This is a genomic window from Leptospiraceae bacterium (genome assembly GCA_024233835.1).
Lineage (GTDB): Bacteria > Spirochaetota > Leptospiria > Leptospirales > Leptospiraceae > JACKPC01.
Genome location: JACKPC010000002.1, coordinates 537348 through 553208 on the forward strand (window position 1 = coordinate 537348; position 15861 = coordinate 553208).

Consider the following 15861-nt stretch of genomic DNA (forward strand, 5'->3'; position numbering starts at 1 on the left):
AATGTAGTGTAAAAGAGAAAAAAAGACCTGTCAATCTATTTATTAAAGGTAATAGGGATTAATGAACTTGTTTACAATTAAATCCAGTTCTTCTTCGAGTCTAAATATATCCAATTCATTTTTTTTAAGGGATGTTTTGACATTTTCAATATCTTTTTTATCGGTACGATCGGAATTTTCCAGAGCATGGAGCTTTTTTCGTTTTCCAATTTTCGCATGAAGCAAATGCTTTAATTCATCCCACTTCTTATTCAACTGTTCGATAAATTCTTCTGTAGGTTTGTATAAAGCGGGAGACATCCTTTCACCATATTTTGAAATAATTACCGGATCAATTTTTTCTTGAAAAAACTCAGTCTGGGCAAAGCGCTCGATTTGAAGAGTATGAACGATAGCTACCTGAAAGCCAGCTTTATAGATATTATTTGCAATAACAGCACTATAAATCCCTTTATTCTCCAGAATACATATCCAATTATTAGAAAGAGATTTTACGAATTGTTTAATCTCGACTTCATTATGATTATATCTTTTAATATCATATTTCTGGCTGTAGTCTCTTGGAAACGCAGCTACAAAATGTTCTTTAGACAGTTCTATACCAATAAACTTTTTCATACCTTCCGTTATAAGCAGTTTTAAAATTAGAAGTATTGACAATACTACAGAGTCGATTATTTTTTGCTATGCCTTTTTTATTTAGAAGGTAAGATAGTATAAAATAAATGAAATTAATTAACCAATAAATCCGAGAATAGAACTATGAAACTGAAACTATTACCTGCACTAAGTATCCTATTTGCCATCAGCCTCTACGCTCAGGACAACTCAAAGGGCGTTCTCACCGGTGTGGGAGATGCCAATTGGGGCATGAGTTACGAGAAGCTTCGGGAACAAATCATATCCATCGCTACCGATCCTAAAAGTACAGAAAATGTTAGCATCGTTTTCGAAGAAAAGGATAAGCTCTTACATGTTAAACGTAACGGGATCGACTATTTTTATCGATTTTATGAAACTCCCCAATTGGTGAAAGATCTCAATAAAAAAGAAGAAGGGAAACCGGAAGAAGCCTCCCTTAAAGAAAGTATTGAGGGGGCCAGCCTGTATTCCGTTGGAGTTCTGTTTTATCCGGTAGAAAGTGACCTGATGAAATATAGACTGGAACAAAAGTTTGGAAAATCAACGAAAGAGCTTAAAGATGAAAAATCGAACCCGGTTGCTACAGTCTGGGATTTAAGTTCCGGAAGCACAAACGAAGATGAAGAGCTTAAAAATCGTATCAAAGAGCGCTACGGAAAGACAACTAAAGCAGATTTAGACCTGAGTAAGGTTTCCGGGGCTAAAGAATACGATCTAAAAGATGGAAAGTCACTCGGAAAATCCAATCTTGATGGTGGATTCCTTCTACAATGGAATGAACCCTATCAACAAAAGACTTTTACCCGTAGGCTGGATTATATGAGTGCAAAACTCATCAATTCAATCAGCCGCGATCATAAATACTATTATTCAGCAAAAGAAATCGATACACTTCTGAAATTACAGGATCTGTTCGGAAGAACAGGATTGGGAGCAAGTAGTTCCGGAACCAGTTCAAACCCGGGAACTACGACTACGAATCCAGCAGAACCTGAACCAACCGGACCAACAAATCCCTAAGCTAAGGTTTTCTTTTATTTTCATATTTCTCGAGCAGGTAAGAAGCCTGTTCGGGGAAACACAGGCTGGATTGATGGGAAGCATCATAAAATATGTCGCAGTTAGATTCCCGGTTTAAATTCACATAAACCATTTTATATTTCTCCGTCAGGGCAATTAAACGTTTTTCCCAGGTATCTACTGTTTTGCGATTATTATATTCCTTTCTGTATTCCATGTGTACTCTTGGCCAGACTAACACAACCTTCACTTCATTTTCTCTGGCTAACTTTAAAATTTCTTCAGTAAAGAAGAACTGAGTATCGTGGACCTGGAAATTATAAAAATATATTCCGGCCATTCTTCTGGCATCCTGTTTTAACTTCTTTTCATCATTTTTTATGTTTGTATAAGCTACCTGTTCTCCCCTATGTAAATTCAATATGGTAATATTAGGATTTTTATCAGAATCATACTGATATAAGGTTTTTCCTCGAAAACGTTCAAGCAACAATTTGTAATCCAGATCTAATTTACGTATAGCAAAAAATTTATCCAGTAAAAATTCATATCTATCCTCTAAGGGAATCTGTTTCCAGTATTTTATTATGAAATCATCATCGGCCACCATCCTTAAAAAAGGATTATGTATAAGCCTTTTATTATCATCAAAACCTTCCGGACTAACAATGAAGATAAGAAGCTCCGGTTTCAATTTGGCTTGAATTATCTTCTCAAACCAGAACAGGGTATAAGCCGGAACAGACTGAGGTCCGGAAAAGTTATAGAATATCCAGTCTGTTTTATAAGGTTCTTTCAACAACTGGTCTGAGTACGCATAAGCTCTTGAATCTCCTGAAATAATCGCGAGTCTTTTATTAATATGCTCATATTCCTTCTGCAATTTAGGAAACAGGTATTGTCTTCTATGTATAAAATATACGATATTTCCTTCCTGAACAAATTCTTTAAAAAAAGGAAGTGTAAATACTTTATCGAAAGCGAAAAAGAGTAAAAGAATCAGGATTGGATAATAAATATAGATCTTATTCTTCATGATGAAACCTTAAAACTTGGAGTAAAAAAAATCCATATTTCCACTCTGATTGGAAATTAGAATTAAAATGATAATGAGTGATAAAATAGGTAATACAAAGATTTCTTTCTTTCTAAATTTCTGAAACCAGGCCGGCCATTCCTGAATAGCATGAAAGAAAAATGTAAAAAGCATTATGTATAAAATAGTTTCTACGTTAAGTAGATTCCGACCCTGAGAAAAAGTAAATATATTTCGAAGAACTGCAAAAGCTGTTTTCAGATCCCGGGTAAAAAACATAACCCAGGTCACCATATAGGCATTCAAAAAAAATAGATAAGAAACTATAGGTTTTACATACGGAATAGATGGAAATAAACGAAATCCTTTATCGTTAAAAAACCGTTCAATGCTAATAAGTATACCAGTTAAAAGTCCCCAGAATACATAATTCACATTAGCACCGTGCCAGAGTCCTCCCAGAGTAAAAGTCACTACGAGATTATATACATTTCTCCATTCAGAACATCGTGAACCACCCAGAGGAATATAAATATAATCACGAATCCAAAAAGAAAAAGTAAGATGCCATCTACGCCAAAAATCTCCAAAACCGGTCATAAAAAATGGGGCTTTAAAGTTTTCAGGCAAATTGAAGCCCAATAACTTAGCCATACCCCTTGCCATATCAGTAAGACCCGAAAAATCCAGGTATAGATGAACAGCAAATGCATAGGAAGTTAGAAGTAAAGCTATTCCTGAATATTCATTGGGTTTTGCAAAAACAGGATAAATAATGGAAGCCACCGTCCCTGAAAGAATGATTTTCTTTAATATACCGGAAAGGACAAGCCAGATTCCATTAAACATATTTTCCTTGATAAATACAGGTTCATCCAATTGCTTACGAATTTCAGTATAACGCAAAATCGGTCCGGCTATCATAATAGGGAAAAAGAGAATATAACTAAAATATTCATATAGTCCGGGTCTCTCTTCGATTTTACCTTTTTTAAGATCAACTGCAAGAGAAATTAATTGAAACGAATAATAACTAATAGTAAGGGGAAGAATAATTTCAAAAGATTTTATATGTAATAAACTGGAAAAATACTGGTTAAGGGATGTTTTCTGGCTTAATATTTCAATTCCACTTACAGTCCCTATCAGTTCCATAAAAAAATAAAAATATTTAAAAAGCCCAAGATTAACCAGGTTAAAACCAACACTATACAAGAGAAAGTTTTTTGAATTATAAAACTTTTTTTGCAGGTAATAGTTTATAAGAATAACGAAATATAAGTGAAATAAGAAGTTAACACTAAATGAAGCATAAAAAAAACTCGATCCTATAAATAATAAATGCCTTCGAAATCGAATCGGAGTATTCCAATAAACCAAATAGAATAAGAGAAAAAAAAGAACAAACGAGAAATTTACAAAACTCAAATCAAATCCTTTTCACGTGGTAAACAAAAGATTCTGTCACCACGTGAGTTAACCACTATCTAATAAGAAAGGATCTCTTCCTTGGATACTTCTTTATATTCTCCCTCTTTCAGGTCAAGGTCTTCTAATTTCAAATTTCCAATTCGAATCCTCTGGAGATCCAAAACATCAGAACCAATTACTTCAAACATTCTGTGTAATTGCCTTTTTTTTCCTTCCTGAAGAGTAACAAGAACTATCCCTTCTTCAACATTCTCAATTACCACCTTTTTAGCCCTTAAAAAGTCTCCCCCCTCTTCAACGCCTCTCAAAAAGGTTGAAACCAGGAAAGATTCTTCCGGACAGGGAGAAATTTTTAAACGATACTCTTTCTCAACATGGTAAGAAGGATGGGTAAGTTTATAGATAAAATCACCATCAGAGGAGAAGATCATCAGACCTCTTGAATTCAGATCTAACCTTCCGGCAATATTCAACCTGCGAAAATGTTCAGGAAGTAAATTCAAAACTGTTTTCTCGTGGTGAACATCCATATGTGAACAAAGATAACCTACAGGCTTATTTAGAATTAGCACCTGATCTTTAAGGATGGGTTTTACTAGCATGTCATCAAACTTAACCTCATCTTCCGGGTTTATACGTGTGGAGAAATCTGTAACTACCTGTCCGTTCACACTAATGCGTCCGGAAGTAATAAATTCTTCAACATTTCTTCTCGCTCCATATCCACAACGAGCCAAATACCGATTAATTCTCATGGGCTTTAACTCATCATCACCCTCTTCCGTAGACCGGGATTCGGCTAACAGTCCGTTTCGTTCTCCTTCCAGTTCATTTAACAGCTTCCAGCGTCCTTCTTTTTCCTGATTTTTATTTTCTTCAAACTCATCTAAAGGCTTGATGCGAATTTTTTTCTTTTCTGTGGACTTCTTAGGACCTGCTGGTTCATCCTTAAAATTACTTTTGAAGTTTTCGATGGCATTCTTATAAACTTTAAAATTCTTTTCTTCCCTATCGCGATTTCGATAACCGCCTTCTCGGCTACCTCCATCTTCTCTTCTGCCACGGAAACCACCTTCTCGACGACCTCCATCTTCTCTTCTGCCACGGAAACCACCTTCTCGGTTACCTCCATCTTCTCTTCTGCCACGGAAACCACCTTCTCGACGACCTCCATCTTCTCTTCTGCCACGGAAACCACCTTCCCGGCTACCTCCATCTTCTCTTCTGCCACGGAAACCACCTTCCCGGCTACCTCCGTCTTCTCTTCTGCCACGGAAACCACCTTCTCGGTTACCTCCATCTTCTCTTCTGCCACGGAAACCACCTTCCCGACGACCTCCCTCTTCTCTTCTGCCACGGAAACCACCTTCCCGACGACCTCCGTCTTCTCTTCTGCCACGGAAACCACCTTCCCGGCTACCTCCATCTTCTCTTCTTCCACGGAAACCACCTTCCCGGCTACCTCCATCTTCTCTTCTGCCACGGAAACCGCCTTCTCGACGACCTCCGTCTTCTCTTCTGCCACGGAAACCACCTTCCCGGCTACCTCCGTCTTCTCTTCTTCCACGAAAACCGCCTTCTCGGCGAGAATCATTGTTCTTCTTAAATCCTGCTTCTTTTCTGAATTCACCATCCCGGTGGAATTCATCTTTTTTATGAAAACCTTCTTCATCTCGAGAAGATTTCTCTTTCCAATTCTTGTTTTCAGAGAAATCCCTCTTAAAATTTTTTTTTCCGAAAGCTGGTTTTCTACTTCTGTGTTCACCCATAAATATTAATATTGTCCCCTCACGGGGATATTCCTTATTATTGTTTTGGTCAGCCTTTTTTGCATAGATCTATATTACAATAGAAAAATGCTTCTCCAAAATAAAAAACCCACCTGAGAAAAGTATTTTATCATTTCTAATACTATAAAAAGGGCATTCCTGAATTATAAAATTTCAGATTTTTCTTCATTTACTACATTCCCTAAACTATCTAACAAATAAAAGGTGATAACATTCTTTTTTAAATCCACCTCGACAAAACAGGGATTATGGTTTCTATATAAAGTTCCGGAATTTATAATCACAATTTGATTTATTTTTCTCACCATTCTTTTATGTGAATGTCCGTTAATAACAATAGAATACTCATTTTTCTGTATTAAATCCTGTAAATCGGAATTGGCTTCAAGGGCATAACCATAATCATCCGGATTAATTTTTACCATATCGTTCTGATTTATACCATGACATAACAATATTCTTCCAAAATTCGAACTGTATTCCCTTGTTTTAGGTAATGATTTTAGATATTCCATGGAATCAAGACTCAGATCTCTTGTAGTTTCAGGCAAGGAACGCATTTCCTGTTCTAAAGCCCAGCGATCATGGTTGCCTGAAACTGTATCTACCCTTCTCCTTTTTAAAATATCGCAACAAAGATTTGCATCTCCCGAACCGTCACAAATATCTCCTGTGCAAAGTATAGTTCTAACATTTTGAGAAAATAATCTATCTAAAGCAATTTGTAAAAATTTATCTTCTGCGTGAACATCACCAATAATTCCAAAATGATTTAGTACATCCTTTTTCATCACAACCTCTGGCATCAAATCTCGATCATTAAAAAAAAGACTCGAATTTAAAACTTGGACTATGATATTGGATATATGTCAATAAGTAACGAAGATTTCAAAAAAGCTCTATCAGCTTTCGCTTCCGGTGTAACCGTGATTACCTATAAGGCAGGTGAAGAAATGGGTGGACTTACTGTAAGTAGTTTTGCTTCTCTTTCCTTAGAGCCTCCCCTGATTCTTTTCAATTTAAACAAATCTGCCATCAGTCATGAAAAAATTTTAGAAACAAAATCCTTCGCTGTAAATATTCTTTCAGCAGATGGTGAAGATGTGTCTAATAAATTTGCAAGTTCTAAAGAAAACAAACATGAGTTGGTTAAAAAAGTAGGGTATACAGTAAAAGAAACCGGTTCTCCTTTACTCAGGTCCTGCCTGGCTATCATGGACTGTTCACTCGAATCTGTATATGATGGTGGAGACCATTCTATAATAGTCGGCCGTGCACTGTATACAGATACCGATCCAACCAAAAGACCCCTCCTTTATTATAATCGGGCTTATTATAAAATCTAATTTTTTCTGATTGAATTAATTTACCTGTATAATATTTTTTAAATATGTACAGGTTTATACTTTTATTAATCGCATTTTTCTTGAGCATTCCTCTTTTTTCCGAGGAAAATAAACTTGATTTAACTTTTATATCGATTCAGTCTGAATCTGTGAATATTTCAGGGATTTCTTATCCTATTTTTATTTATACAGATCCGCAAAAACAATACAAGACTATTGATAAAGTAATATACGATAAAGAAGATGGAGAAATTTCTTACAGTTTCCATTCCAGAACAACTTCAGAAACTTTTAAAAAATTATTTCAATTCTATAAAGGAAACCCAATCCTCGGTGTTAATATATTCGAAAATGTTAAAAAATACAAAAAGAATGAAGAATCCACAGATAAAAAACCTATCATAATGTATTCTTCAAAAAATTGTACAAACAACAAAAAAAAGCAAATCATCATGAATACCAGTGTTACCGCAATTTACAACGATAAGAAAAAATTAATTCCTTACAAATGGCTTGGAAATATTTCAGTGAATATTAGAGTTCAAGAAGGTTGTAAATAACAAACATTTATCCACAAAAAAGCGAACCCCTAATGGTTCGCTTTCGCAAGATATATAGCTTATTTTTTAATCTTCTCTTCGGGTTGCAATTCGTAAAAGTACTTACATTTGAATTCGCTCAGCCGGTATACTGTATCCGAACCTTCTTTTTGAACGTAAAAATGATTTTCTTTTTTGTGCTTTCCTAATATAGAGAAAGAAAGCATCATAGAACCTGTTTTTTCCTTCTTTATAGAATATTGTAAACTTGCTTTAAAGGTTTCATCCAAATTAGCTTTATAATCATCATTTAATTCAATAGAATCTGCTTCCAGACCGGAAATACGGCTTAAGATAGCAGTCATTTCTGATGAAGGAATCTCTCCTGTTTTTGGGAGAAGTAATTTCCAATTTTTATCTGAAAGTTCAAGTTTATAGGAAACACCTTTCTTCCCTTCCTGTCGAAAAATAATTTTATTGATTTCTTCATTTTTAGTACCGGCAGGAGAAAGATTCTTATCCAAGAAAAAATCAAACTTTCCTCGACCTGCAATCGATTTTAGATTATCCTCAACAAGAAAAATTCTATCACTTTCATTCTGCTTTACATGGGTAAAATTCGAACCTGTTTTAACAGAGCCCAAATGTAGGGTATTGTTCGTATTTACTGTAATTTTTATAGAACCGGAATTAAAACCATATTCAGATGCTTTTTCTTTAGAAGAGCTCACTTCAGTAAATTTTCTGGCTTTCAGAAGCGAATCTACAAGCGCTTCTGCTCTCGTTCCATTAGCCAGTAAAGTTTTTGAATTTACCTCAACAAGCCAGGTAGATCCTTTCTTCTGTAGGGTAAACAATTTTATCTCTTCATCAGCTTTTTCAATTTTAATACTTTCTATGGACGCAGCCTTTACTTTAAAAAAGGGTTCTGCTTTTTCATAAGTTTGTACAAAAAGAGAAAACGGATCATTCACAAAAAAAATAAAAAGAACCAGCACGAGATTTAAAAGACTCAGGCTAAAGGCTCGATTCTCGAAAAGAAATGTTTTTAGTTTATCCATCCTACTACCTCTTATACACTCCTATTTCTTTTTTTAATTCTAAAAAATGCGTATACACTCAATATAATAGGTACTAAAAATACATTCAAGATACTAAATAAAATCTCAACATTCTTAGGAAAAGGCTTTAATTTTAGTATACCTGACTGTTTGGTTCTCGCAGCTAAGAGATCGGTATCTCCTGAAAGGACATCGATAACATTTAAAAAAAATGGAACATTATTATCACTAAACACTTCTGCAGTTTCTCTATTCATAGCAAGCACGTCTGAGATTATATAAGGAGAACCAAAAACAAGAATCTTTGTTTTCTTTCCTGTAGGTGTTTTTTCTAAGAAACTGTTGTCTTTATATTTTGTCGGTATGCTATCTTTTGTAAAGGAAGATTGAAGTTCTCCTTCCAGCAGTAAGCTAAGCGTAAATTTGGTTCCTTTAGGCTTAATCTCTTGTGAAAAAACCTGCTTTTCTCCAACCATTACAAAATCCTTACGTATATCTGCTTTGACTGTACTTTCCATAAGACTGGTAAACTTCATTCCTTTTTGTTTTGTCTCAAACTTCTCTATAGTAGAAGTCCAGGGAACGAGTAAACCTTTGGTTTCTTTTGTGAGAATATGCTCCGAATTAATTCCTTCATTATTATCCACAATTAACCACAATGGATAATGATAACGACCGATAACACCGGGTTCTACCTGGACAAGAGGACCTAGGGGCATAGAATTTTCCGGTTCCATTACCATATCTGTATTTATTTTAAATCCATACTTTTCAAAAAAAGTATTAAGCTTTGCTGCTTCAGGAGATGTCCTTGCCAGTCCCGGTTGTTGCCTTTGCATCATAGCTGCATAAGGGTTTTGTCTGTCTTCAAGAGTAAAATCCATCATTTTTGGAAAAATAATAAGATTCCCTCCCCTTAAAAGGAACTGATCAATCGCAAATTTACCTTCCTCAGATAGACCGGGATCTCCGGAAAGTATCAGGGTTGTAATCTCCTCAGGAACAACATCCTCATTAATCTTCACTTCTGTAACTTTTCCATTTTCCGGCTCATAAGCTCTTTGGAAAAATAAGCTAAAAGTATCTTTGTTTATAGCTCCCTGCTGTATAGGAGGACTTGTCATAGCACCCGGTGCTTTAATAATCGCTACTGCCGAATTATTCGTCTTCCGGAACATTTTTTTCAGAGTCGATAAGATCTGATACTCTACTTTCTCTGCTTCCGGAACTACAGGTAAGGTTTCCGTTTTAGAACCCACCGTAAGAGTTAGACCGAAAAAAGAATCATTCTTCAACTGGGCAGAGCCTCTTTCTATTTTCTGTATAGTTAATGGGCGAATACCGGCTTCTTTTGCTTTTTTCCTGTCTTCCTCCCCGCTATCCGGATCATAGAAACGAAGCTCTACTTTTTTTCTATTCACATCTGCGATTTCTTTAATGATTTCCTTTACAAGGTTAATCCGGGGTTTATACTCACTCGGTATATCCGAAGAAAAATAAGCGTTGATATACAATTTCTCCGGAAGATTCTTGAGTATACTTTCTGTGCTTCGAGTTAATTCAAAGCGATTAAAACGAGACATGTCTTTACGACAATTGAGGTTTGAAAATAAATAATTCAATAGAAGAAATAAGAGTAATACCTGGGAAAGAATGTATACCCTATTTTTATTGAGCCGTTTAAAAAGTTCCATTTATCTTTTCCCCCTTATTACAAAAACATTCAAGTATAACATTGAGAATATAAAGCTAAAGAAAAATAGAAAATTTCTCGGATCAAATATACCCAGACGAAAAGCTTCAAAATGATGAGAAAGGGCTAAAAATGCCAAGAAGCTACCGATAGTTTTACCAAAAAATTGCAGTATAGGTTGATAACCCATTAAAAATATAAGCAAACTGGCAAGTAAGGTTAATACAAAAGCTGTGATCTGATCTCTTGTAAGACTGGATATAAGCAAACCCATACTTACATAAGCTCCACCTAATAAAATAGTTCCCACATATCCCGAAAACACGAGACCGAAATCAATATCTCCAATAAACCATATAGTTATAGGAACGAGAAGGCTTCCGGAAATCGTGAAAATGAGAAATGCCCAGGCGGATAGAAATTTGCCAATAATGATTTCGTAATCGTTTACCGGTAATGTCATCAAAACTTCAATCGTTCCGGATCTTACTTCTTCCGACCAGAGCCGCATAGTAATTGCCGGAATAAAAATAATAAACATAATGGGTATCCAGAGAAAATACTGCTCCATACTGGCAATTTTCATATCCCAGAAAGAGTTTCCTCCCAGACCGTAAAAAAATAAAAAGCTGATAAGAAGCAAGAAAAATGCACTAAAAATGTAGCCAATAGGTGTATTAAAATAGGTTCCTGTTTCTTTTTTGAATATAATTTTTATATTTTCAAACATAAGCATGCCTCGCGAGTTCTGCTTGATTTAGTTTCTTGTGAGATCGGAAAAAATCGATTCCAGAGAACGCTTAAATAGCCGAATTTCTTTTACCATGAAATTTGCTTTACTCAATTGATAAAAGACTAATTCCGGTTTATCATCCTTCAAACTTATCAAGAATGATTTATAGGTGTCATCTGAATGCTCATAACCACTATAAAATTCGATGTCAATAAACTCATCACCCGTAAAGTGTTTGCGAAGATTATCTATACCCGTATTTACAGTAACGAGAACTTTGGTTTCTCCATATAGACTTTTAACACTTGAATTCGCGACTATTTTTCCGTTATTAATAATAATCACTTCATCACAAACATCTTCAACTTCTTTTAAAATATGTGTAGATAGAATCAGAGTCTTGGATTTCCCTAATTTTTTAATTAAATTCCGGATTTGTGAAATCTGGTTCGGATCGAGCCCTGTAGTCGGCTCATCTAAAATAATTACTTCCGGATCATGTACCAGGGTACCGGCCAGTGCAAGCCTTTGTTTAAAACCTTTGGATAAAAAAGAGACAGGTGAATCAATTTTTGACTCCAGTTCACAAACTGAAACCATTTCTTCAATTTGTCCTTTTCTTTTTTCTTTAGGAACGGCTCGTATTGCTGCCATATACTCGAGATATTCCGATACTTTCATCTCCGGATAAAGTGGCGCAGATTCCGGAAGATAACCCAGCTTTTTTTGAATTGCATTCATATCATCGGAAAGAAGGTTTCCGCCGAAATAAACAAAACCGGAACTCGGTTCGAGATAACCGGTAATTAGACGCATGGTTGTAGTTTTTCCGGCACCATTTGGGCCTAAAAGGCCGGTAATTACACCGGGACGAACAGAAAATGATATATTATCGACGGCTTTTTTCTCTCCGAAAGACCGGCTCAAATTTTCTACCTTGAGCATAATTTCTTTCATCCTCCCTTTAATTTTTGACCAAATAATATTTTAAGGACATTTTGTCGAATAGAAAAAGTAAAAAAACAATTAAAACTGATAGGTTTCTACTTTACATTAAACAAGCTTATTCAAAAGATACATTTGATCAGTAGGAAATTTTCATTTCGAAACCGGACTTTTAAATTCATAGTCTGATTACTCCCTTTTAGGATACTACATGAAATTAAAGATATTTATTATATTCATTTATTCTACATTACTTCTATTTTTTACTTTCAAATTAGATCCGGAGAATATGTTTGTTTCAGATACCTTTATAAAACTCATCCAGGCAAATTCTATCATTGAGAATAATTTTCTATCTGAGGTGATTCACTGTAAAAATTTAAGTGTTTTTAACCATTGTCAATTTTTAACTCCCGGTTCTTTTTTTATTTCAGATAAATTACTGGGCCCATTTCCTATTTTTCAAACATTCTTAATGGCTGCAATCATAAAACTTTCATTCCCGGAAATGATACAATGGGTTTCTACATTTTTATTTATAATCTCTCTAACCTACCTTTATATTAAGTGGAACCTTCATCCCATACTTGTGTCTTTTATGATTCTATGCACTCCTGCATTTATACATTCAATCAGTTTTTTTGGTTATGCTATATCCTTTTTTTTTCTTGCCTTTGGTTTAAGTTTTTTATTTACTCAAGAGAAGAACTTTATGAAAAATGTATATGCATTTTTATTGGGACTTCCAATTTTTTTCCGTCCCGAATTTATTCTTATCTCAGGTCCTATTCTGTTCTTTTATACACTATATAATTCGAATAAGCTAAAGCTTGTATCTACTTCTATTTTTTTTCTTCTCCCGGTATTCAGTTTTCTAACAATTAACTATCTACTATATAATAATATTCTTGGAACCCGTATTATTTCTAATAAATCCGGAATTTTTAATACAACTTCTTTGATTGAGCGATGGAACATTATACAATCTTTATTATTTTATGGAAATATGCGAGTAGGCTTATTCATGTATACACCAATTTTCTTGTTGATTCTTGTAATCCCACCTTTTATTTTTTTTAGAAAAGATATAAAGTTACCTGACAATTCTCTTAAAATTCTTTTTTTTAGTATCATAACATCTCTTATATCAATTTCCCTTTTCTCTCCTAATGATTCCAATATAGATTGGGGCTCTCGATATGTATCAGGCCTCATATTGCTCTTCATATTGTATATAAAGAAACTTTATGATCTCCAGTTCCCCCTTAATAAAAAATTTGCTTTTATAATTGTAATCCTCTTAAGTCTTTATTCAGTAACAATATCTAAGAAATATCTAAATATGAATATTACCTTATCCCAGAAAAATAAAGAAATAAAGACTTTCTATCTTAGTACACATAGTCCGGTCTGGATATTTACAAGCGATAAACTGCTACACCCCTCCGGTCTGGAATTTTTAAAAAGACCCATACTTTACATTAAGAAGGAAGAAGATATCAATTCCCTAATAACTTTACTAAAGCAAAATAAATATAAACAGATCACTTTTTTTCAATTAAATAGCCTGTTTTCGAGCTTTTCTATAAACAATAATAAAACCTTATCATTCTCTTCTCCTGAACTGGAAAAGAAGATTGTAGAGACTTTTACAAAAGAATTTTCGATTCCGAAAAAGTCTTTTCAAACCCTGATAAATGCCTATACATTTAGTCTGGAAAAAGTAATTAGTAAGTAGAATAATTAATCGACAGTATTTTTTTTAAATATTCAAAATAAAACGTTTAAATATTATGGAAAACTTATGAAAGTAAAAGCCTATGCAGCACACAATGCAAAATCAGAATTAGTACCCTTCGAATACGAAGCGGGTCTTCTAAGCTCTGACGAAGTGGACATTAAAGTTGAGTCCTGTGGTATCTGTCACAGCGATTTAAGTATGCTTGATAATGACTGGGGAATGACACAATACCCATTCGTTCCGGGACACGAAGTGATAGGAACTATTTTAGAAATCGGGAACAATGTGCAGGATTTAAAAGTCGGCGATAAAGTCGGTCTCGGTTGGATGTCCGGTTCCTGCATGAGTTGCGATTCCTGCATGTCGGGAGATCATAACCTCTGTAATAAGGCTGAACAAACGATAGTAGGCAGACACGGAGGTTTCGCTGATAGAGTGCGTTCTCGTGCAGAGTGGTTAGTTAAAATACCGGAAGGTTTAAACCCGAATGCAACGGGTCCCTTATTCTGCGGAGGAATCACCGTATTTGCCCCGATACTTCAGAACAATATAAAGCCTATTGATAGGGTTGGAGTTATCGGAATGGGAGGGCTCGGTCACCTTGCCATTCTGTTTTTAAAAGCCTGGGGTTGTGAAGTAACTGTCTTTTCCAGTAGTCCTGAAAAAGAAATCGAAGCCAAAAAACTGGGAGCACACAGATTTGTAAATTCCACAGATCCAAATGCTTTACAAAAGCATTCCTCATCTTTAGATTTCATAATCTCAACTGTGAATGTCAGCCTCGACTGGTCCTTATATCTTTCCTGTCTAAAACCCAAAGGAAAACTTCACGTTGTGGGTGCCGTATTAACACCTTTAAGTATTCCCGCATTCTCTTTAATTTCAGGCTCTAAGTCTGTTTCGGGAAGCCCGGTAGGTTCTCCTTATATGATTCGAAAAATGCTAGAGTTTTGTGCCAGGCATAAAATAGAAGCAATTACAGAAGAATATAAATTTTCAGAAGTTAATAAGGCTTTAGAAAGATTACGCTCCGGAAAGGCTCGTTATCGAATCGTATTAACACATTAATATACTCTTATATATCTTAAAGGTTTTATATGGAATATACAATACTTTTAATCATTATACTTTTTCTAATTTCCGGGTTTCGAATCGATTCTGAATACGAAAGAGGAGTAATCTTTAGACTCGGTAGATATCTCAGGGTAAAAGGTCCGGGGCTTTACTGGATTATCCCTCTTATTGATAGAAAAGAAAAAGTAGATATCAGAACCAATACGGTAGATATTGAATCCCAAGAAACAGTAACCAAAGACAGCGTTACAATCAAAGTTAATGCAGTTTTGTATTATAGAATTATAGAACCTGAAAAAGCCATCATAACGGTGGCTAATTATCGAGATGCTTCTTATCAGGCTGCCCTTACAGCCCTTCGGAATATAATAGGGCAGCACCTTCTTGATGAGGTTTTAAAAGATAGAACAAAAATTAATAATTCTATCCGAGAAATTGTAGACCAGATAACAGAACCCTGGGGTTTACGAATTGAACTGGTTGAGATGAAAGATGTAGAAATCCCTATCAATATGCAAAGAGCTATGGCCAAGGAAGCTGAAGCCGTAAGAGAAAAGAGAGCCAGAATTATAAAAGCAGAAGGCGAATTAGAAGCCTCTCTAAAACTCTCCGAAGCAGCAAGAGAAATTCAACAAAACCCGGTTTCTCTTGAACTTCGTCGTATGCAGATGGTCACAGAAGTAGGAGCCGAACAAAATACCACTACCATTCTAATGATGCCTTCTGAATTTATCTCTATGGCTAAAAGCATAAGTGAAAGTTTAAATACGAAAAAAGAAGTAAAAAACAAATAAGAAGCAAGTTTCTTCT

16 protein-coding genes are annotated in these 15861 nt (G+C 35.0%); 6 read left to right on the forward strand and 10 right to left on the reverse strand.

Features of this window, described 5'->3' with window-relative positions; genetic code table 11:
* Nucleotides 1–42 precede the first annotated feature (42 nt).
* Nucleotides 43–618, reverse strand: coding sequence for a hypothetical protein (locus tag H7A25_11645; GenBank protein MCP5500550.1), 576 nt, complete (start codon nt 616–618; stop codon nt 43–45).
* 144 nt (nt 619–762) lie between these two features.
* Between H7A25_11645 and H7A25_11650 the strand changes: the two genes are divergently transcribed.
* Entirely contained in the window at nt 763–1662 is a 900-nt protein-coding gene (locus H7A25_11650; protein ID MCP5500551.1) for a hypothetical protein, read from the forward strand.
* 1 nt (nt 1663) lies between these two features.
* On the opposite strand, the gene H7A25_11655 is transcribed toward H7A25_11650, so the two are convergent.
* From H7A25_11655 to H7A25_11675, 5 genes are all read right to left on the reverse strand, one after another.
* Entirely contained in the window at nt 1664–2698 is a 1035-nt protein-coding gene (locus tag H7A25_11655; protein ID MCP5500552.1) for a DUF1574 family protein, read from the reverse strand.
* A gap of 9 nt (nt 2699–2707) precedes the next feature.
* A complete protein-coding gene (locus H7A25_11660) occupies nt 2708–4126 on the reverse strand; it encodes an MBOAT family protein (GenBank protein MCP5500553.1) in 1419 nt (472 codons plus the stop codon).
* 59 nt (nt 4127–4185) lie between these two features.
* Nucleotides 4186–4884 (reverse strand): rRNA pseudouridine synthase, encoded by a 699-nt coding sequence (locus H7A25_11665; protein MCP5500554.1) that lies wholly within the window; start codon nt 4882–4884, stop codon nt 4186–4188.
* Between the two features lie 131 nt (nt 4885–5015).
* Nucleotides 5016–5894 (reverse strand): hypothetical protein, encoded by an 879-nt coding sequence (locus tag H7A25_11670; GenBank protein MCP5500555.1) that lies wholly within the window; start codon nt 5892–5894, stop codon nt 5016–5018.
* Nucleotides 5895–6062: 168 nt separating this feature from the next.
* Nucleotides 6063–6710, reverse strand: a complete 648-nt coding sequence (locus H7A25_11675) for a metallophosphoesterase family protein (GenBank protein ID MCP5500556.1) — start codon at nt 6708–6710, stop codon at nt 6063–6065.
* Between the two features lie 75 nt (nt 6711–6785).
* On the opposite strand from H7A25_11675, the gene H7A25_11680 reads away from it, so the two are divergent.
* Together H7A25_11680 and H7A25_11685 are read left to right on the forward strand one after the other, a co-directional pair.
* Nucleotides 6786–7265, forward strand: coding sequence for a flavin reductase family protein (locus H7A25_11680; GenBank protein ID MCP5500557.1), 480 nt, complete (start codon nt 6786–6788; stop codon nt 7263–7265).
* Between the two features lie 44 nt (nt 7266–7309).
* Complete coding sequence (locus H7A25_11685) at nt 7310–7825, forward strand: hypothetical protein (GenBank protein MCP5500558.1); 516 nt, start codon at nt 7310–7312, stop codon at nt 7823–7825.
* 59 nt (nt 7826–7884) lie between these two features.
* Here H7A25_11685 and H7A25_11690 read toward each other — a convergent pair whose 3' ends face one another.
* The 4 genes from H7A25_11690 to H7A25_11705 are packed head-to-tail and all read right to left on the reverse strand — an operon-like array spanning nt 7885 to nt 12248.
* Complete coding sequence (locus H7A25_11690; protein ID MCP5500559.1) at nt 7885–8865, reverse strand: DUF4340 domain-containing protein; 981 nt, start codon at nt 8863–8865, stop codon at nt 7885–7887.
* Between the two features lie 11 nt (nt 8866–8876).
* Nucleotides 8877–10559 (reverse strand): GldG family protein, encoded by a 1683-nt coding sequence (locus H7A25_11695; protein MCP5500560.1) that lies wholly within the window; start codon nt 10557–10559, stop codon nt 8877–8879.
* On the reverse strand, nt 10560–11294 hold the full coding sequence (locus H7A25_11700) for an ABC transporter permease subunit (protein MCP5500561.1): 735 nt from the start codon (nt 11292–11294) through the stop codon (nt 10560–10562).
* Between the two features lie 21 nt (nt 11295–11315).
* On the reverse strand, nt 11316–12248 hold the full coding sequence (locus H7A25_11705; protein ID MCP5500562.1) for an ATP-binding cassette domain-containing protein: 933 nt from the start codon (nt 12246–12248) through the stop codon (nt 11316–11318).
* Nucleotides 12249–12447: 199 nt separating this feature from the next.
* Here H7A25_11705 and H7A25_11710 point away from each other — a divergent pair, with 199 nt between their 5' ends.
* The 3 genes from H7A25_11710 to H7A25_11720 all read left to right on the forward strand — a co-directional run bounded on the left by H7A25_11710 (nt 12448) and on the right by H7A25_11720 (nt 15845).
* The gene (locus H7A25_11710; GenBank protein ID MCP5500563.1) at nt 12448–13974 is read left to right on the forward strand and encodes a hypothetical protein; all 1527 of its coding nucleotides are present in this window, start codon (nt 12448–12450) and stop codon (nt 13972–13974) included.
* 66 nt (nt 13975–14040) lie between these two features.
* Nucleotides 14041–15045 (forward strand): NAD(P)-dependent alcohol dehydrogenase, encoded by a 1005-nt coding sequence (locus H7A25_11715; protein ID MCP5500564.1) that lies wholly within the window; start codon nt 14041–14043, stop codon nt 15043–15045.
* A gap of 29 nt (nt 15046–15074) precedes the next feature.
* Nucleotides 15075–15845 carry a slipin family protein gene (locus tag H7A25_11720; protein MCP5500565.1) on the forward strand — a complete coding sequence of 257 codons (771 nt, stop codon included), beginning with the start codon at nt 15075–15077 and terminating at the stop codon, nt 15843–15845.
* Nucleotides 15846–15861: the final 16 nt, after the last annotated feature.